General features: G+C 40.6%; 29 protein-coding genes. All 29 read right to left on the bottom strand.

The features are described 5' to 3' along the window. Positions 1-4: 4 nt before the first annotated feature. Positions 5-1,399 carry a DegQ family serine endoprotease gene (locus V5N67_RS05895; protein ID WP_332060969.1) on the bottom strand — a complete coding sequence of 465 codons (1,395 nt, stop codon included), beginning with the start codon at positions 1,397-1,399 and terminating at the stop codon, positions 5-7. Positions 1,400-1,657: 258 nt separating this feature from the next. Then, complete coding sequence (gene rplQ, locus V5N67_RS05890) at positions 1,658-2,086, bottom strand: 50S ribosomal protein L17 (RefSeq protein ID WP_332060968.1); 429 nt, start codon at positions 2,084-2,086, stop codon at positions 1,658-1,660. Positions 2,087-2,111: 25 nt separating this feature from the next. Next, the gene (locus tag V5N67_RS05885; RefSeq protein ID WP_332060967.1) at positions 2,112-3,125 is read right to left on the bottom strand and encodes a DNA-directed RNA polymerase subunit alpha; all 1,014 of its coding nucleotides are present in this window, start codon (positions 3,123-3,125) and stop codon (positions 2,112-2,114) included. 95 nt (positions 3,126-3,220) lie between these two features. Next, complete coding sequence (rpsK, locus tag V5N67_RS05880; protein WP_332060966.1) at positions 3,221-3,610, bottom strand: 30S ribosomal protein S11; 390 nt, start codon at positions 3,608-3,610, stop codon at positions 3,221-3,223. Between the two features lie 120 nt (positions 3,611-3,730). Then, a complete protein-coding gene (rpsM, locus tag V5N67_RS05875) occupies positions 3,731-4,099 on the bottom strand; it encodes a 30S ribosomal protein S13 (RefSeq protein ID WP_332060965.1) in 369 nt (122 codons plus the stop codon). Positions 4,100-4,281: 182 nt separating this feature from the next. Then, positions 4,282-4,860: an adenylate kinase gene (locus tag V5N67_RS05870; protein WP_332060964.1), complete on the bottom strand. Its 579-nt coding sequence runs from the start codon at positions 4,858-4,860 to the stop codon at positions 4,282-4,284. Continuing rightward, on the bottom strand, positions 4,857-6,203 hold the full coding sequence (gene secY, locus V5N67_RS05865; protein WP_332060963.1) for a preprotein translocase subunit SecY: 1,347 nt from the start codon (positions 6,201-6,203) through the stop codon (positions 4,857-4,859). Before secY ends, V5N67_RS05870 begins: the two co-directional genes overlap by 4 nt. A gap of 167 nt (positions 6,204-6,370) precedes the next feature. Next, positions 6,371-6,838: a 50S ribosomal protein L15 gene (rplO, locus tag V5N67_RS05860; protein WP_332060962.1), complete on the bottom strand. Its 468-nt coding sequence runs from the start codon at positions 6,836-6,838 to the stop codon at positions 6,371-6,373. A gap of 20 nt (positions 6,839-6,858) precedes the next feature. Beyond that, positions 6,859-7,065, bottom strand: a complete 207-nt coding sequence (gene rpmD / locus V5N67_RS05855) for a 50S ribosomal protein L30 (protein WP_332060961.1) — start codon at positions 7,063-7,065, stop codon at positions 6,859-6,861. Between the two features lie 31 nt (positions 7,066-7,096). Then, on the bottom strand, positions 7,097-7,645 hold the full coding sequence (gene rpsE / locus V5N67_RS05850; RefSeq protein ID WP_332060960.1) for a 30S ribosomal protein S5: 549 nt from the start codon (positions 7,643-7,645) through the stop codon (positions 7,097-7,099). 114 nt (positions 7,646-7,759) lie between these two features. Then, complete coding sequence (rplR, locus tag V5N67_RS05845; protein WP_332060959.1) at positions 7,760-8,122, bottom strand: 50S ribosomal protein L18; 363 nt, start codon at positions 8,120-8,122, stop codon at positions 7,760-7,762. Positions 8,123-8,134: 12 nt separating this feature from the next. Beyond that, entirely contained in the window at positions 8,135-8,668 is a 534-nt protein-coding gene (rplF, locus tag V5N67_RS05840; RefSeq protein WP_332060958.1) for a 50S ribosomal protein L6, read from the bottom strand. A 38-nt stretch (positions 8,669-8,706) separates the two neighbouring features. Continuing rightward, positions 8,707-9,105: a 30S ribosomal protein S8 gene (gene rpsH / locus V5N67_RS05835; protein ID WP_332060957.1), complete on the bottom strand. Its 399-nt coding sequence runs from the start codon at positions 9,103-9,105 to the stop codon at positions 8,707-8,709. A 14-nt stretch (positions 9,106-9,119) separates the two neighbouring features. Then, positions 9,120-9,425, bottom strand: coding sequence for a 30S ribosomal protein S14 (gene rpsN / locus V5N67_RS05830; RefSeq protein WP_332060956.1), 306 nt, complete (start codon positions 9,423-9,425; stop codon positions 9,120-9,122). A 24-nt stretch (positions 9,426-9,449) separates the two neighbouring features. Beyond that, positions 9,450-10,007 carry a 50S ribosomal protein L5 gene (gene rplE / locus V5N67_RS05825; RefSeq protein WP_332060955.1) on the bottom strand — a complete coding sequence of 186 codons (558 nt, stop codon included), beginning with the start codon at positions 10,005-10,007 and terminating at the stop codon, positions 9,450-9,452. Further along, the gene (gene rplX / locus V5N67_RS05820) at positions 10,000-10,314 is read right to left on the bottom strand and encodes a 50S ribosomal protein L24 (protein ID WP_332060954.1); all 315 of its coding nucleotides are present in this window, start codon (positions 10,312-10,314) and stop codon (positions 10,000-10,002) included. The genes rplE and rplX overlap by 8 nt, the downstream gene beginning before the upstream one ends. An 11-nt stretch (positions 10,315-10,325) precedes the next feature. Beyond that, entirely contained in the window at positions 10,326-10,694 is a 369-nt protein-coding gene (gene rplN, locus V5N67_RS05815) for a 50S ribosomal protein L14 (protein ID WP_332060953.1), read from the bottom strand. 160 nt (positions 10,695-10,854) lie between these two features. Next, positions 10,855-11,079, bottom strand: a complete 225-nt coding sequence (gene rpsQ / locus V5N67_RS05810) for a 30S ribosomal protein S17 (RefSeq protein WP_332060952.1) — start codon at positions 11,077-11,079, stop codon at positions 10,855-10,857. 11 nt (positions 11,080-11,090) lie between these two features. Further along, complete coding sequence (gene rpmC, locus V5N67_RS05805) at positions 11,091-11,291, bottom strand: 50S ribosomal protein L29 (protein ID WP_332060951.1); 201 nt, start codon at positions 11,289-11,291, stop codon at positions 11,091-11,093. A 12-nt stretch (positions 11,292-11,303) separates the two neighbouring features. Continuing rightward, positions 11,304-11,717: a 50S ribosomal protein L16 gene (gene rplP / locus V5N67_RS05800; protein ID WP_332060950.1), complete on the bottom strand. Its 414-nt coding sequence runs from the start codon at positions 11,715-11,717 to the stop codon at positions 11,304-11,306. Positions 11,718-11,753: 36 nt separating this feature from the next. After that, the gene (gene rpsC, locus V5N67_RS05795; RefSeq protein WP_332060949.1) at positions 11,754-12,464 is read right to left on the bottom strand and encodes a 30S ribosomal protein S3; all 711 of its coding nucleotides are present in this window, start codon (positions 12,462-12,464) and stop codon (positions 11,754-11,756) included. Further along, complete coding sequence (gene rplV, locus V5N67_RS05790; RefSeq protein ID WP_332060948.1) at positions 12,464-12,853, bottom strand: 50S ribosomal protein L22; 390 nt, start codon at positions 12,851-12,853, stop codon at positions 12,464-12,466. The genes rpsC and rplV overlap by 1 nt, the downstream gene beginning before the upstream one ends. A 2-nt stretch (positions 12,854-12,855) precedes the next feature. After that, the gene (rpsS, locus tag V5N67_RS05785) at positions 12,856-13,134 is read right to left on the bottom strand and encodes a 30S ribosomal protein S19 (RefSeq protein ID WP_004855734.1); all 279 of its coding nucleotides are present in this window, start codon (positions 13,132-13,134) and stop codon (positions 12,856-12,858) included. A 15-nt stretch (positions 13,135-13,149) separates the two neighbouring features. Then, on the bottom strand, positions 13,150-13,983 hold the full coding sequence (rplB, locus tag V5N67_RS05780) for a 50S ribosomal protein L2 (RefSeq protein ID WP_332060947.1): 834 nt from the start codon (positions 13,981-13,983) through the stop codon (positions 13,150-13,152). A 20-nt stretch (positions 13,984-14,003) separates the two neighbouring features. Then, the gene (locus V5N67_RS05775; protein WP_332060946.1) at positions 14,004-14,297 is read right to left on the bottom strand and encodes a 50S ribosomal protein L23; all 294 of its coding nucleotides are present in this window, start codon (positions 14,295-14,297) and stop codon (positions 14,004-14,006) included. Continuing rightward, complete coding sequence (rplD, locus tag V5N67_RS05770; RefSeq protein WP_332060986.1) at positions 14,294-14,914, bottom strand: 50S ribosomal protein L4; 621 nt, start codon at positions 14,912-14,914, stop codon at positions 14,294-14,296. The genes V5N67_RS05775 and rplD overlap by 4 nt, the downstream gene beginning before the upstream one ends. Beyond that, a complete protein-coding gene (rplC, locus tag V5N67_RS05765) occupies positions 14,914-15,654 on the bottom strand; it encodes a 50S ribosomal protein L3 (RefSeq protein WP_332060945.1) in 741 nt (246 codons plus the stop codon). Before rplC ends, rplD begins: the two co-directional genes overlap by 1 nt. A 27-nt stretch (positions 15,655-15,681) precedes the next feature. Beyond that, a complete protein-coding gene (gene rpsJ / locus V5N67_RS05760) occupies positions 15,682-15,990 on the bottom strand; it encodes a 30S ribosomal protein S10 (protein ID WP_004855744.1) in 309 nt (102 codons plus the stop codon). 65 nt (positions 15,991-16,055) lie between these two features. Continuing rightward, a partial coding sequence (locus V5N67_RS05755) for an EF-Tu C-terminal domain-related protein (protein WP_455708587.1) occupies positions 16,056-16,192 on the bottom strand: 137 nt, incomplete at its 5' end.

Below are 16,192 nucleotides of genomic sequence, written 5' to 3'. Positions count from 1 at the left end.
AACCTCAGCGAACAAATTGGCGAATATACATACCATCACGTTCATATTCTAATTGCCAAACACGTGGACGACCTTGCATAAGAACATTTTTTAGCTGACTGACTGTATGAATTTTATGACCATTCACAACACGCAAAATATCTCCAGAGCGAAAAATTTCTGAAGCATTGCTCATTTCATCAAGATTAGTAATCACAACACCTTTCGCAGTCCTAGGAAGATGAAAACGCCAACTATTTTGCGATGTTAAATCCAATACTTCAGCACCAAAAAGTGGACCTTCATTCATAATTTTTTCAGATTTTGAAAGTACAGATTCTGATATTGGTGAAACAGTTATACTTGTTTTAAACGTTTTCCCATTTCGCAGATACTCTAAAACAAAATTGCTCCCAATACCAGCAGTCATCAAACGATATCCAAGACCATCAGAACTATCAACTCGCATCCCTTGCGCACTCAAAATAATATCACCTATTTTTAAACCAGCTTTTGCAGCAGGACTATCTTTAATAACCTCAACAACAAGAACGCCATAAGGACGTTCTAAACTTAAAGCAACTGCGATATCAGGCGTAATATTTTGAAAAGATGCACCAATATAAGGTGGTATAAAATATTTTTCTCCGCGTCGAACAGTATCAAGCATTACCTTCACAAGATTTGCTGGAATAGCAAAACCAATTCCGACAGAACCACCAGAGCGAGAATAAATAGCTGTATTAATCCCGATGAGTTGCCCCTTCATATCAATTAAAGCGCCCCCAGAATTCCCTGGATTAATGGCAGCATCTGTTTGAATAAAAAAGTCAAAATCAGAAATGCCAACACGCGTACGCGCTTGTGCTGAAACAATACCACTTGTAACCGTTTGACCAACACCAAAAGGGTTCCCAATTGCAAGAACAAGATCGCCTACTTCAACTACATCAGAATCTCCCAAAGAAAGAACGGGAAATTGAGCACCTTGCGTATCAATTTCAAGCACCGCAATATCAGTTGCCTCATCTTTTAGCATGATCTTACTGGCAAACTCCCGTCCATCAGAAAGAGCAACCTTAATTTCACTCGCATCTTTAATAACATGGTAATTGGTAACAATCAAACCACGCGCATCAACAATCACTCCAGAACCCAATGATGACTGCGTACGTAAGGGACGATTATTTTGGAAACGACCAAAAAACTGCTCAAAAAACGGATCACCTTCAAAAGGAGAGCGTGCTCTAATTTTTCGAGCTGCATAAATATTTACAACAGAAGGAATAGTCTTTTTAACTAAAGGAGCAAACGAAAGAGTAATTTCTGATTTTGTTTGCGGAATTTGAGCATACGCACAACGGAATAATGCCTGCGCCACAATCGCTAAAAAAACACACAAAAAAAGAGAACGCCTCATTATTCGCTCCTACTAAATAACCTATCCTTCAACAAGACAATAAACTTCTCTTCCCCATAAGCTAAAGATTATTATTGATATTTATAATTCAAAATAACAAAAGCTCACCTGAATAACAAATATTATAAAAACAAAATAATGCAATATTGCATAACCTTATTTTTGCATTCACTTCATGAATAAAACATCACTCTAAAATGCTAATAAAAAACCGCCTTTAAAAGACGGCTTTTAAGAATTTAGAAAAAAGAAAATGTCTTATGAAGAAACTTTTTTCTCTTTTTCTACACTTTCCATGCGTACGCGATCTACAGCACCCTTCGCATCAACATCACGATCCACAAACTCTATAACAGCCATAGGAGCATTATCACCAGTACGAAAACCTGCTTTCATAATGCGCAAATATCCACCATTACGCGACACATAACGTGGTGCAAGTGTATCAAATAACTTCGCAACCTTCCCAACATCACGAATAGTTGAAATTGCTTGCCGACGTGCATGTAAATCCCCACGCTTACCAAGCGTAATTAATTTTTCAACAATAGGGCGAATTTCTTTCGCCTTTGGAAGTGTTGTCACGACCTGCTCATGCTCGATCAGCGAAATCGCCATATTTGCAAACATTGCTTTACGGTGACTGGCAGTCCGGTTCAACTTACGACCTGACTTACTATGGCGCATAAGCTCTCTCCTTAAATCTCAAATTTCAATACTGATCTTCATAACGTTTAGCAAGATCGTCAATGTTTTCAGGTGGCCATGTAGGAACTTCCATACCGAGATGAAGCCCCATGCAAGCCAACACTTCCTTAATCTCATTTAATGACTTTCGTCCAAAGTTCGGCGTCCTAAGCATTTCAGATTCCGTTTTTTGAATAAGATCACCAATATAGACAATATTATCATTCTTAAGACAATTTGCCGAACGGACTGAAAGTTCTAACTCATCTACTTTCTTAAGAAGTGCAGGATTAAAAGCAAGCTCAGAGGCGGACTCTTCGACAATCTCTTTCTGCGGCTCTTCAAAATTGACAAACAGTGATAATTGATCCTGAAGGATCCGTGCAGCGAAAGCAACCGCATCCTCTCCATTAACCGCACCATTTGTTTCAATAGTTAGCGTCAATTTATCGTAATCCAGAACTTGACCTTCACGCGTATTCTCCACTTTATAAGATACTTTACGAATAGGCGAATAAAGACTATCAACTGGAATAAGACCTATTGGCGCATCATCAACACAGTTACGGTCAGATGGAACATAACCCTTCCCTGAATTGACAATAAACTCCATACGAATCTCAGCACCTTCATCAAGAGTACAAATAACATGCTCAGGATTCAGAATTTCCATATCTCCAACAGTCTTGATATCTCCAGCTTTAACAATACCAGGACCTTCTTTACAAAGGACAATACGCTTGGGACCCTCTTCCTCCATACGAATAGCGATCTCTTTAATATTCAAAATAATATCCGTAACATCCTCACGAACACCCGAAATCGATGAAAACTCATGCAATACACCATCAATTTGTACAGCGGTAATCGCAGCACCACGAAGCGATGACAATAAGACACGACGAAGCGCATTCCCTAACGTTAAACCAAAACCCCGCTCAAGAGGCTCCGCAATCACACTTGAAACATTTGGATTATCATGCGCATAAAACTCAACCTTATTGGGTTTTATCAATTCTTGCCAGTTTTTCTGGATCATACTTTTATTCCCGTTCTTTTACTTCCGCTACCATTCAATCGTAACGGACAATGTGAACATCAGAGAAGACTCTGACAACGAAAAACAATACCCAATTAAACACGCCGCCTTTTTCGCGGACGGCACCCGTTATGAGGAATCGGCGTTACATCGCGAATGGAAACAATTGTAAAACCAACAGACTGCAATGCACGCAGAGCTGATTCGCGACCTGCCCCAGGACCACAAACCTCAACCTCTAATGAACGCATACCATGCTCTTGTGCTTTTTTAGCACAATCCTCTGCTGCAACCTGAGCTGCAAAAGGTGTAGATTTACGCGAACCTTTAAACCCCTGAGCACCAGCAGAAGACCACGCAATTGTATTTCCTTGAGCATCAGTAATTGTAATCATCGTGTTGTTAAATGTTGAGTTAATATGCACAACACCTGACGAAATATTTTTACGTTCGCGACGACGAACACGTGTGGCTTCCTTTGCCATAACTTTCCTTCCAACGATCTCTTCACCGCCGTAATACCAGCAGCTCCACCTTCTTTTGTCCTTTTGAAAATTTCAATAAGAAACAAAATATCTAAAAAAAAACCTTTATTAAAGACATCATCACTTTTTCTTACCAGCGATCGCCTTTGCAGGACCTTTACGCGTACGCGCATTTGTATGTGTACGCTGCCCACGAACGGGCAAAGAGCGGCGGTGCCGTAACCCACGATAACAACCAAGATCCATTAAACGTTTAACATTCATCGCAACCTCACGGCGAAGATCCCCTTCAACTTGATAGCCCTGATCTATCGCTTCACGAATCTGCAACACTTCCGCATCCGAAAGCTCATGCACACGACGTTCCGCAGGAATGCCAACTTTTTTGGTAATTTCTTGAGCAAATTTTTGTCCAATCCCGTAAATATACTGAAGCGCAACAACTACACGCTTATTTGTCGGGATATTGACGCCAGCAATACGAGCCACGCCTATTCTCCTTGATGATGTTGACAGTCAATCATTAAAATATTTGATGTATCTTACAGAAAATAAAGACTTTGCATAAAAATGCCCTAAAGCCCATCATTTCACTGAAGTAAACTAAGTCTGCTTTTGATAGATTTCGCCATAAAAGTCAACTCTTTTCATTTATTTCTAGAAAAAATTCCTTATAAAAAGAAGTTTTTAATCACGCGCGACACCTCTGTAACACTAACCATTCCATCAACTACTTTTAATAATCCCCTCTCTAAATAAAATTTTGATAAGGGAGCAGTTTTTTCACGATATTCCACTAATCGCTTTGCAAAAATAACAGGAGTATCATCTGAACGAACCTTTCCACCAACAGCTACTGTTTCCTGAGCACGTTTTTTCATTCGCTCAATTAATGCATCTTCATCAACAGTCAACTCGATAACAGCATCAAGTTGCATATTTTTTGACTGCAATATCTGTTGTAAAGCCTCCGCCTGCGCAACAGTGCGCGGGTACCCATCCAATACAAAACCACTCGCACAATCGCTTTCTTCAATACGGTCTGATACAATTTGATTAACGATACTATCAGGTACTAAAATACCCGAATCCACAATAGTTTTAGCTTTTTTACCAATCTCTGTTTCTCTAACAATAGCCTCACGCAGCATATCACCTGTCGATAATTGAGGAATATTATACTCTTCAGCTAACATTTTAGCCTGCGTACCTTTTCCAGCTCCAGGAGGACCTAAAAGAATAATTTTCATCGATTCTTTCTACCCCCACGAAGCTTTGATTTTTTAATCAACCCTTCATATTGATGCGCAACAAGATGCCCCTGAATTTGAGCAACTGTGTCAAGCGTAACAGTAACAACAATCAATAAAGACGTTCCCCCAAGATAAAAAGGAACTCCTAGCGCAGATATCATAAACTCAGGTAATAAACAAACCAAAATAATATAAACTGCACCCACAACAGTAATACGTGTCAAAACATAATCAATATATTCGGCTGTACGTTCCCCAGGACGAATCCCTGGAATAAAACCAGAATGCTTTTTCAATTGATCTGCTGTATCGCTCGGATTAAATACAATAGCTGTATAAAAAAAGCAAAAAAACGCCATTAAACCAGCATAAACAATCATATAAAGTGGCTGCCCATGAGCAAGAGAATAAGAAATTGCTTGAACCCAATGTGGCATATTATCAGAGAAGTTATTAACAGTTGCAGGTAACAACAACAAAGACGAAGCAAAAATTGGTGGAATAACACCAGCAGTATTCAATTTTAAAGGAAGATGCGACATATCACCCTGAAACATTTGATTACCAACCTGACGCTTCGGATACTGAATAAGAATTCGCCGTTGCGCACGTTCTACAAAAACAATAACTCCGATAACAAAAACAGCAATAAAAACAATTCCTATTAGTAAAAAAGTTGATAAATCAGCCTGACTATGAGCAGTTAAAAGCTGAGCAAAAGTAGAAGGAAAATTAGCCACAATTCCTGTAAAAATAATAAGGGAAACCCCATTCCCAATACCACGTGACGTGATCTGCTCACCAAGCCACATTAAAAACATTGTCCCGCCAACAAGCGTAATAACAGAAGAAATACGGAACATAAGACCTGGCTCTAAGACAACCTGAAGCCCTGTCCCTATACCAGTTTCAAGTGCAACAGCAATACCAAAAGCCTGCAAAATCGCTAATATTACGGTCACATAACGGGTATACTGATTAATAACCTTACGCCCTAACTCTCCCTCTTTTTTAAGAGACTCTAATGAAGGAATAACTGAAGTTAACAATTGCACAATAATTGACGCTGATATATAAGGCATAATTCCCAGCGCAAAAATTGCCATGCGTCCAACAGCACCTCCAGCAAACATATTAAATAATCCTAACACACCTGATGCATGGTGCTCAAATGTTTGCCGTAAAGCATCAATATTAATACCAGGAAGAGAAATATAAGTACCAAAACGATACACAAGAAGCGCAGCTAAGGTAAACCAAATACGCTTTTTCAGTTCTGTTGCACGTGAAAAAGTACCAAAGCTTATATTGGAAGCAAATTGCTCTGCCGCTGATGCCATAAAACGTCTCCAATCCACACTTCAGTTCTTTAAATCACAAAAGCGCAACTTTAAAATTCATATCGTTACACATAAATGAATATAAAACTGAAATACTTTTTTACAAAAACACCCTGTAAAGAGATGCTAACACCCCTTTCCTTAACCACTATTCATATCAAAAAAATTTATCGAATAACTGCAGGAGAAATAACCTGACCACCAACTTTTTCAATCTTGATACGAGCAGCCTCAGAAGCACCAGAAATATTAAACGTAATCTTAGCTTTCAACTCACCATCAGAAAGAAGACGAACTCCATCTTTCACACGACGAATAATTCCTGCTTCTTTTAATGCAACAGCATCAACTGGTTTCTCAATATTCAATCTTCCCGAATCAACTGCCAATTGGACACGTCCTAGAGAAACTTCATTATAGTTCTTAGCAAAAAAATTTCTAAACCCACGCTTTGGCAAACGACGATAAATAGGCATCTGCCCGCCTTCAAAACCATTTAGCGAAACACCAGAACGAGATCTTTGCCCTTTAACACCACGGCCACCAGTTTTACCAGTACCAGAACCAATACCACGCCCTACACGCTTACAACTCTTTGTTGCGCCTTCACAATCACGCAGTTCATTGAGTTTCATATTCTATACTCCCGCAACCTTTAATCTTCATCTATAACTCGAACGAGATGCTGAACCTTAGCAATCATACCCCGCACACAAAGAGTATCATTTAAAACACTCCGCCGCCGCATTTTATTCAACCCAAGCCCCTTCAACGTTGCACGCTGAAACTGCGGCTTCCGAATTGGACTTCCAATCTGTTCTACCGTCACAGTTTTACCGTTCTGAGATTTTTTCTGAACCATTTCCTAATTCCTTTTCTGATAACCTCAGAAATTACCCTTCCGCATCAACAAAACCTTGACGACGCGCCTGCAAAATCGAATATTTGATACCACGTTGAGCAGCAATATCTTTAGGATGCATCTGATGCTTTAACGCATCAAAAGTTGCACGCACCATATTATAAGGGTTTGATGACCCAAGCGATTTTGCAACAACATCCTGCATACCAAGAGTTTCAAAAATAGCACGCATTGGACCCCCAGCAATAATACCAGTACCAGCAGAAGCCGAACGCAACAAAACACGACCAGCCCCATGACGCCCCTCAAGATCGTGATGCAAGGTACGCCCAGACCGAAGTGGAACATAAATCATCCCACGCTTCGCAGATTCTGTAGCTTTCCGAACTGCCTCTGGCACTTCTCGCGCCTTACCATGACCAAAACCGACACGCCCCTTTTGATCTCCAACAACAACAAGAGCAGCAAAACCAAAACGTCGACCACCTTTAACAACTTTAGCAACACGATTAATGTGAACAAGCCTGTCAACAAGCTCACCGTCACGCTCATCCCGCTCACTACGTTCTTTCTGTGCCATTCCTCATTCCTTTTTCTTTTCCGGAAGCACGCCAATAAAATTTCAACACAAAACTGAAGAAATTTATACGAAACACCCTAAAATTTCTTTATCAAAATCTCCAAATAAAACACTTTAAAAGCTCAAACCACTTTCACGAGCAGCTTCAGCCAATGCCTTCACTCTACCATGATAAACATACGCACCGCGATCAAAAACCACTTTATTAACACCAGCCTTTTTTGCGCGCTCAGCAATTAATTTTCCAACAGCAAAAGCTGCTTCTTTATCAGAACCACTTTTTAAAGATTTCTTTAAATCACCTTCAAGGGTAGATGCAGAAACAAGCGTATGTCCACGCGAATCATCAATAATTTGAGCATAAATATTCTGATTTGAGCGATAAACGCTGAGCCGTGGACGATCATTAGAAACTATTTTAATCCGACGACGAACACGTCGTGCGCGACGTTGAATAATGTCCTTAGACGAAACCATGATGCAAAATCCTTACTTCTTTTTACCTTCTTTACGGAAAATACGTTCATCTGCATGCTTAACACCTTTACCTTTATAAGGCTCAGGTCTACGATATTCACGAATTTCTGCCGCAACTTGCCCAACTTGCTGCTTATCAATCCCAGAAACAATAATTTCTGTTGGCTTAGGAACTGTTACAGTAACACCCAATGGCACTTTATAAATAACATCGTGCGAAAAACCTAACGACAGCTGAACATCCCGTCCCTGCAAAGCAGCACGATAACCAACACCACTAATTTCAAGCTTTTTTTCAAAACCATCCTTCACACCACAAAAAATATTTTCAATCATTGAGCGTGACATTCCCCATTTAGAGCGAGCATCTTTCGATTGATCACGTGGTGCAACTGATATAGCGTTTTCTTCGAATTTGACTAAAACTTCATCATTTACAACGTAACTTAGCTCACCTTTGGGACCTTTTGCCTTAACTAACTGACCTTCAACAGTAGCAGTAACGCCAGAAGGAATTGAAATGGGTTTTTTTCCAATACGAGACATTCTCTTCACCTATCTTTCTTCTGTTTTCTTATAATCACTCAGAAAACACGACAAAGAAGCTCTCCACCAACATTTTGTTTACGTGCCTCATGATCTGCCATCACCCCTTTAGGAGTCGATAAAATTGAAATACCAAGACCATTTGCTACCTGAGGAATAGAATTAGCAGAAACATACACACGACGACCAGGTTTGGAAACGCGTGAAATTTCACGAATAGCAGCTAACCCTTCGAAATACTTCAATTCAATTTCAATTTCAGATTTTCCATCACCTAAATCAACCTGATTATATCCACGAATATAACCTTCCGACTGAAGAACATCAAGAACACGCGCACGAAGCTTCGAAGTAGGTGTAAAAACTTTTCCTTTTTTACGACAAAGTGCATTACGAATACGCGTTAACATATCACCAAGAGGATCCGACATAGACATTAAATAATCTCCTCTTACCAACTAGACTTAACAATACCAGGGATATAACCCAAAGAACCAAGCTCTCGCAATGCAATCCGCGACATCTTTAATTTACGATAATAAGCCCGCGGACGTCCAGAAACTTCACAACGATTACGAACACGAACCTTTGCGGAATTACGCGGCAATTCCGCCAATTGAATAGAAGCTTTAAAACGCTCTTCAAGAGAGATCTTCTGATCCATAGTTATCGCTTTTAAACGTGCACGACGTGCTGCAAAACGCTTCACCATTACTTCACGATGCTTATTTTTTTCAACGGCACTCACTTTAGCCATAACATTACCTCACTACGTTTGCCGTTACGAACGAAACGGAAAATTAAAAGCACGCAATAATTCACGCGCCTCATCATCCGTCCTTGCTGTCGTACAAACGATAATATCCATGCCCCAAATTTGATCAACTTTATCATAGTTAATTTCTGGGAACACAATGTGCTCTTTGATTCCCATAGCAAAATTGCCACGACCATCAAAACTTTTTGGATTCAGACTACGAAAATCACGAACCCGCGGAAGTGCAATCGTAACAAGACGATCCAAAAACTCAAACATACGATCTTTACGCAACGTAACTTTAGCTCCAAGCGGCATACCTTCACGAACCTTAAAAGTTGCGATAGAATTACGCGCACGGGTAACAACAGCTTTTTGACCTGTTATCAAAGCCAAATCTTCAGCTGCAATAGACGGTTTCTTGGAATCAGCAGTCGCTTCACCAACCCCCATATTAATTACAATTTTATCAATCCGCGGAATCTGCATCTCATTTTTATAATTGAATTTATCTTGAAGTGTCTTACGAACCACCTCAAAATAATGCGTCTTCATACGCGGCTTTTGTTTTTCTTCAGCCATTAATCAACTCTCCCGAACGCTTGGCAAAACGAACCTTATTACCATCCGCATTCATACGAAAACCTACACGTGTAGGCTTACCATCTTTAGGATCAGCAACCGCCAAATTAGATAAATGAATTGGAGCTTCCTTAGAAATAATCCCAGCTTCTTGCTTTTGCGTTTGACGCTGATGACGCTTAATCATATTAACTCCACGAACAAAAGCATTATTCTCCTTTGGATTTACCTTCATTACTTCACCACTAATCCCTTTATCTTTACCAGATAAAACGACAACTTTATCACCTTTTCGAATCTTCTGCATAACACTACTCCTTATAACACTTCAGGAGCGAGAGAAATGATCTTCATATGATTCTTACCACGAAGCTCACGGGGAACAGGTCCAAAGATACGTGTACCAATTGGCTCTTTCTTATTATCTACCAAAACAGCAGCATTACTATCAAAACGAATTACACTACCATCTGCGCGACGAATATCTTTAGCAGCACGAACTACTACAGCTTTCATCACATCACCCTTTTTAACACGGCCACGAGGAATAGCATCCTTAACCGAAACAACAATAATGTCACCGACCGAAGCATATTTCCGCTTTGAGCCACCTAACACCTTGATGCACATGACACGACGAGCACCAGAATTATCCGCCACGTCGAGGTTTGTTTGCATCTGAATCATGACTGGCCACCTTTTCTTAATATTTACGCCCGATCACGCCTTTTTAGACATTCGGACTCGCCCACCAAACAATGAAAAAGCTAATGCTCCCAAATTCAGCAACAAAAAAACACTGCTAAATTTTGAAACAATAAACCTAACTAATTACACTAAATTATCTTTAAACAACAATCCAGCATTTATCTTTCGAAATCGGTCTAGATTCCTGAATAGAAATTTGATCACCAATTTTGAACTGATTATTTTCGTCATGCGCCTTATATTTTTTAGACTGTCGAACGGTCTTTTTAAGAAGTGGATGAGAATAATAACGCTCCACCCTCACAACTACAGTCTTATCATTTTTGTCGCTAACGACAACACCCTGCAAAATGCGTTTAGGCATATTTTATTTCCTTAAGCCTTATTTTCATTTATTTTTTGATGAAGAAAAGTTTTAACACGCGCAATATCACGACGAACCTGCTTAACACGCGCCGTCTTTTCTAATTGACCTGTCGCTTTTTGAAAACGTAAATTAAATTGTTCTTTCTTCAACTTCGCCAACTCATCTCTCATTTGATCGAGCGTTTGTACCCGTAATTCTGTAGCTCTCATCGCTTAACCTCTTTACTCAGCAATACGCTGAATGAATCGCGTCTTAATAGGCAACTTCGCAGCACCTAACCTCAATGCTTCACGTGCTACATCTTCAGGAACCCCATCAAGCTCAAACATAACACGCCCAGGAGCAACACGAGCTGCCCAATAATCAACACTTCCCTTACCTTTACCCATACGAACTTCAGTCGGTTTAGATGTAACTGGAAGATCTGGAAAAATACGAATCCAAACACGACCAGAGCGCCTCATATAACGTGTAATTGCACGGCGCGCTGCTTCAATTTGACGAGCAGTAATACGCTCTGGCTCAACAGCTTTTAAACCATAAGCACCGAAATTCAAATCCGTACCACCTTTCGAAGCGCCACGAATACGACCTTTAAATTGTTTACGGAACTTTGTGCGCTTTGGCTGCAACATTGCTCTCTACTCCAAATTTTAATTCAACCACAAAAATTAAGCATTCTCGCGGCGACGATTCGACGAAGAACCAGAGTGATCAGTTTCCATAGCACGACGCTCCGAAGCCATCGGATCATGTTCAAGAATCTCACCCTTAAAGACCCAAACTTTAATACCACAAATACCATAAGCAGTCTTAGCTTCCGCTGTACCATAATCAACATCAGCACGCAAAGTATGAAGCGGAACACGACCTTCACGATACCATTCCATACGAGCAATTTCAGCACCACCAAGACGACCAGAACAATTAATACGAATACCTTCCGCGCCAAGACGCATAGCCGACTGAACTGCGCGCTTCATCGCACGCCGAAAAGCAACACGACGTTCAAGTTGCTGAGCAATTGACTGCGCAATAATTGTTGCATCAACTTCTGGCTTACGAATCTCCACAATATTCAATGAAGTCTCAGCATTCGTCATCTCTGAAAGCTTACGACGAAGTTTTTCAATATCAGCACCTTTTTTACCAATAATAAGACCCGGACGCGCTGAATGAATTGTCACACGACACTTCTTATGAGGGCGTTCAATAACAACTTTAGAAATAGCCGCCTGCTTCAATTCTTCAAGAACATACAAACGAATTTTCAAATCTTCATGAAGAAGCTGCCCATACTCACCACTATCGGCATACCAACGCGAATCCCAAGTTCGATTAACTCCGAGACGAAGCCCTATTGGATTGATCTTCTGACCCATTATGCGGCCTCCACTTTTTCGGTAACTTCACGAACAATAACAGTAAGATGCGAAAACGGACGTTCAATCCGACTCGTACGACCCCGACCACGAACATGAAAACGCTTCATCACTATCGACTTACCAACATAAGCTTCTGCAACAATTAGCGAATCAATATCAAGATCATGATTATTTTCTGCATTTGCGATCGCTGATTCAAGAGTTTTCTTAACCGTTTCAGCAACACGCTTACGTGAAAATGTTAAATCAGCCAACGCCGTATTGACTTTTTTACCACGAATCATTGCAGCAAGCAAATTAAGTTTTTGCGGACTAACACGAATTGTCCGAGCAACAGCCTTCGCCTCATTATCCTTAAGCCGGCGCAGAACCTTAGCTTTTCCCATTCCTATTTCCTCTTCGCTTTTTTATCTGCACCATGCCCATAATATGTTCTGGTGGGAGCAAACTCACCAAATTTATGCCCAACCATCTCTTCAGAAACAGAAACAGGAATATGCTTATTTCCGTTGTAAACACCGAAAGTTAAACCAACAAATTGTGGTAAAATAGTAGAGCGACGACTCCATATTTTAATAACTTCATTGCGCCCACTTGCACGTACCTTCTCTGCCTTTCCAAGAAGATAGCCGTCAACAAACGGACCTTTCCAAACTGAACGAACCACTTCAGACTACCTCTCTCACTTCTTGCGCTGATGACGCGTACGCATAATAAACTTATCAGTGGCTTTATTAGAGCGCGTACGCTTACCTTTTGTAGGCTTACCCCAAGGAGACACTGGATGACGCCCCCCTGATGTACGACCCTCACCACCACCATGTGGATGATCAACGGGATTCATAGCAACACCACGAACATGTGGACGCTTACCACGCCAACGCGATCGACCCGCTTTGCCATCATTAATATTCCCATGATCGGGATTTGAAACTGCACCAATAGTTGCAAAACAATTACTAGGTACTAAACGCTGCTCACCAGAGTTAAGACGAAGAATGGCCATTCCCTGATCTCGTCCAACTAACTGCGCATAAGTTCCCGCCGAACGCGCAATTTGACCACCCTTTCCTGGTTTCATTTCAACATTATGAATAATCGTACCCACCGGCATATTAGCAAGCGGCATCGCATTACCTGATTTAACATCAACATTCAAACCAGCAATAACAGAATCACCAACATCAAGACGCTGCGGTGCAAGAATATAATTTAATTGCCCATCCTCATAACGAATTAACGCAATAAAGGCAGTACGATTCGGATCATATTCTAAACGCTCCACTTTTGCAGGAATATCACGTTTAAGACGTTTAAAATCAACAAACCGATAACTACGTTTATGACCACCACCTTGGAAACGAGCAGTAACTCGACCACGATTGTTCCGCCCACCCTTCGATGACAAACCCTCAGTCAGTGTTTTTACAGACTTTCCCTTGTAAAGACAAGAACGATCTACAATAACAAGCTGACGTCGTCCTGAGCTAGTCGGATTAAAGTGCTTAAGTGCCATTATTTTTATCTCCGAGCTTCTTAAAGACCTGTCGACACATCAATAGACTGACCATGAGCCAATGTCACGATCGCTTTCTTAACATTACTCTGTTGACCAATAACACCTTTGAAACGTTTCACTTTACCTTTACGGACAATAGTGTTGACTGCCTTAACCTTAACGCTAAAAAGCGCTTCAACAGCAGCCTTAATTTCAGGCTTTGTCGCTTTTAATGCGACATTAAAAGCAACCTGATTATATTCAGAAATCATAGTCGACTTTTCAGTAATAACTGGACTAACAATTACATCATAATAGCGAAGATCTGTCATTTAAATCGCTCCTCAAGAACTTCGACAGCCGCTTTTGACAAAACAAGTTTTTTGCGACGCAAAATATCATAAACATTAATTCCTTGAATCGGTAAAACATCAATATTAGGAATATTAGATGCCGCACGAGAAAAATTAACATCAATCTCTTTACCACCAATCATCAAAGCATTATTAAATCCAAGCTTAGAAAAATTAGAAGCAAGCGCTTTAGTTTTAGAATCCTTAATACTTAGCTCATCAACCACAATCAAATTATTTGCCTTTAATTTTGCTGATAAAGCAAAACGCAATCCAAGCGCACGAACTTTTTTAGGAAGATCATGCGCATGGCTACGGACCACCGGACCATGCGCCTTACCACCACCTCGAAACTGTGGTGCACGAGCAGATGAGTGCCGAGCACGCCCAGTCCCTTTTTGCTTAAACATCTTTGCTCCTGTCCGAGACACATCAGATCGACCTTGAGATTGATGCGTTCCTTGTTGGCGACGAGAAAGCTGCCAACGAACAACACGCTGCAAAATATCTTCACGCGGAATAAGACCAAAAATAGCTTCAGAAATTTCTATTTTGCCAAATTCATTACCATCAAAATCTTTAACTATAAGATCCATCATTCGGCTCCCTCAGTTTCAGAATTTCCCTTCACTGGAGAAACCATCTCCACTTTCTCCTTTATAAGATGACGAATACCAGCAGGTTTTGGCACATTATCAGGGAGACGCTTTTTTATAGCATCTCGCACCAAAATCCAAGATCCTTTAGAGCCAGAAACAGAACCACGCACTAAAATTAAGCCACGTTCAACATCCGTAGAAACAACCTCAATATTTTGCGTCGTTACACGTACCTGCCCCATATGACCAGCCATCTTTTTACCTTTAAACACTTTGCCTGGATCTTGACATTGACCTGTCGAACCATGAGCACGATGTGTAATTGAATTACCATGTGAAGCACGATGCCCACCAAAGTTGTGCCGCTTCATAACACCAGCAAAACCTTTACCAATACTCGTACCTGTCACATCAACCTTTTGTCCTGGAATAAAATGCTCTGCAGTAATTTCAGTACCAACATCAAGAAGATTATCGGGACTAACACGAAATTCTACTATCTTAGCTTTCGGCTCAACTGAAGCTTTAGCAAAATGTCCACGAAGAGCTTTCGAAGTATTTTTAACCTTAACAAAGCCCACGCCTAATTGAACAGCAGTATAACCATTTTTTTCAATTGTCCGTTGAGCAATAACTTGACAATTTTCCAAACGAAGTACTGTGACTGGTACATGCTCACCAGCATCATTATAAATACGGGTCATGCCCAGTTTCTGTGCTATTACACCTGAACGCATAGGATCTGTTCCTTCTATCCTCAAACCTCAGAGCTTAATCTCAACATCTACACCAGCAGAAAGATCGAGCTTCATTAGCGCATCAACTGTTTGCGGTGTTGGATCAACAATATCAAGAAGACGCTTATGTGTACGCATTTCAAATTGCTCACGACTCTTCTTATCGATGTGCGGACCACGATTAACCGTAAATTTTTCAATCCGCGTTGGAAGCGGAATGGGACCACGGACATTAGCACCAGTACGCTTAGCGGTCGACACAATCTCACGAGTCGATGCATCAAGAATACGATGATCAAATGCTTTCAAGCGAATGCGGATATTTTGACTGTTCATGCTCTTTATTTCCCTGTTACGCAAAACGCCTTTAATAAAAAAGACGGCTTTTTAGTAACCATTATTTACTCAATGATCTTAGAAACGATACCTGCACCAACAGTACGACCACCCTCACGAATAGCGAAACGAAGTTTTTCTTCCATTGCAATTGGAACAATCAAAGAAACATCCATAGCAACGTTATCACCAGGCATAACCA

The organism is Bartonella rhinolophi, from assembly GCF_036576165.1.
Taxonomy (GTDB): domain Bacteria; phylum Pseudomonadota; class Alphaproteobacteria; order Rhizobiales; family Rhizobiaceae; genus Bartonella.
The sequence above is the reverse complement of the archived record's forward strand: the minus strand, read 5'-3'. Positions and strand labels throughout refer to the sequence as shown.

What these genes read in the sequence shown, in the direction of transcription:
- V5N67_RS05895 (WP_332060969.1), bottom strand. Translation starts at nt 1,399, where the DNA reads ATGAGGCGTTCTCTTTTTTTGTGTGTTTTTTTAGCGATTGTGGCGCAG.
- rplQ (WP_332060968.1), bottom strand. Translation starts at nt 2,086, where the DNA reads ATGCGCCATAGTAAGTCAGGTCGTAAGTTGAACCGGACTGCCAGTCAC.
- V5N67_RS05885 (WP_332060967.1), bottom strand. Translation starts at nt 3,125, where the DNA reads ATGATCCAGAAAAACTGGCAAGAATTGATAAAACCCAATAAGGTTGAG.
- rpsK (WP_332060966.1), bottom strand. Translation starts at nt 3,610, where the DNA reads ATGGCAAAGGAAGCCACACGTGTTCGTCGTCGCGAACGTAAAAATATT.
- V5N67_RS05870 (WP_332060964.1), bottom strand. Translation starts at nt 4,860, where the DNA reads ATGAAAATTATTCTTTTAGGTCCTCCTGGAGCTGGAAAAGGTACGCAG.
- secY (WP_332060963.1), bottom strand. Translation starts at nt 6,203, where the DNA reads ATGGCATCAGCGGCAGAGCAATTTGCTTCCAATATAAGCTTTGGTACT.
- rplO (WP_332060962.1), bottom strand. Translation starts at nt 6,838, where the DNA reads ATGAAACTCAATGAACTGCGTGATTGTGAAGGCGCAACAAAGAGTTGT.
- rpmD (WP_332060961.1), bottom strand. Translation starts at nt 7,065, where the DNA reads ATGGTTCAGAAAAAATCTCAGAACGGTAAAACTGTGACGGTAGAACAG.
- rpsE (WP_332060960.1), bottom strand. Translation starts at nt 7,645, where the DNA reads ATGGCACAGAAAGAACGTAGTGAGCGGGATGAGCGTGACGGTGAGCTT.
- rplR (WP_332060959.1), bottom strand. Translation starts at nt 8,122, where the DNA reads ATGGTTTCGTCTAAGGACATTATTCAACGTCGCGCACGACGTGTTCGT.
- rplF (WP_332060958.1), bottom strand. Translation starts at nt 8,668, where the DNA reads ATGTCTCGTATTGGAAAAAAACCCATTTCAATTCCTTCTGGCGTTACT.
- rpsH (WP_332060957.1), bottom strand. Translation starts at nt 9,105, where the DNA reads ATGTCTATGTCGGATCCTCTTGGTGATATGTTAACGCGTATTCGTAAT.
- rpsN (WP_332060956.1), bottom strand. Translation starts at nt 9,425, where the DNA reads ATGGCTAAAGTGAGTGCCGTTGAAAAAAATAAGCATCGTGAAGTAATG.
- rplE (WP_332060955.1), bottom strand. Translation starts at nt 10,007, where the DNA reads ATGGCTGAAGAAAAACAAAAGCCGCGTATGAAGACGCATTATTTTGAG.
- rplX (WP_332060954.1), bottom strand. Translation starts at nt 10,314, where the DNA reads ATGCAGAAGATTCGAAAAGGTGATAAAGTTGTCGTTTTATCTGGTAAA.
- rplN (WP_332060953.1), bottom strand. Translation starts at nt 10,694, where the DNA reads ATGATTCAGATGCAAACAAACCTCGACGTGGCGGATAATTCTGGTGCT.
- rpsQ (WP_332060952.1), bottom strand. Translation starts at nt 11,079, where the DNA reads ATGCCTAAACGCATTTTGCAGGGTGTTGTCGTTAGCGACAAAAATGAT.
- rpmC (WP_332060951.1), bottom strand. Translation starts at nt 11,291, where the DNA reads ATGAGAGCTACAGAATTACGGGTACAAACGCTCGATCAAATGAGAGAT.
- rplP (WP_332060950.1), bottom strand. Translation starts at nt 11,717, where the DNA reads ATGTTGCAGCCAAAGCGCACAAAGTTCCGTAAACAATTTAAAGGTCGT.
- rpsC (WP_332060949.1), bottom strand. Translation starts at nt 12,464, where the DNA reads ATGGGTCAGAAGATCAATCCAATAGGGCTTCGTCTCGGAGTTAATCGA.
- rplV (WP_332060948.1), bottom strand. Translation starts at nt 12,853, where the DNA reads ATGGGAAAAGCTAAGGTTCTGCGCCGGCTTAAGGATAATGAGGCGAAG.
- rplB (WP_332060947.1), bottom strand. Translation starts at nt 13,983, where the DNA reads ATGGCACTTAAGCACTTTAATCCGACTAGCTCAGGACGACGTCAGCTT.
- V5N67_RS05775 (WP_332060946.1), bottom strand. Translation starts at nt 14,297, where the DNA reads ATGACAGATCTTCGCTATTATGATGTAATTGTTAGTCCAGTTATTACT.
- rplD (WP_332060986.1), bottom strand. Translation starts at nt 14,914, where the DNA reads ATGGATCTTATAGTTAAAGATTTTGATGGTAATGAATTTGGCAAAATA.
- rplC (WP_332060945.1), bottom strand. Translation starts at nt 15,654, where the DNA reads ATGCGTTCAGGTGTAATAGCACAGAAACTGGGCATGACCCGTATTTAT.
- rpsJ (WP_004855744.1), bottom strand. Translation starts at nt 15,990, where the DNA reads ATGAACAGTCAAAATATCCGCATTCGCTTGAAAGCATTTGATCATCGT.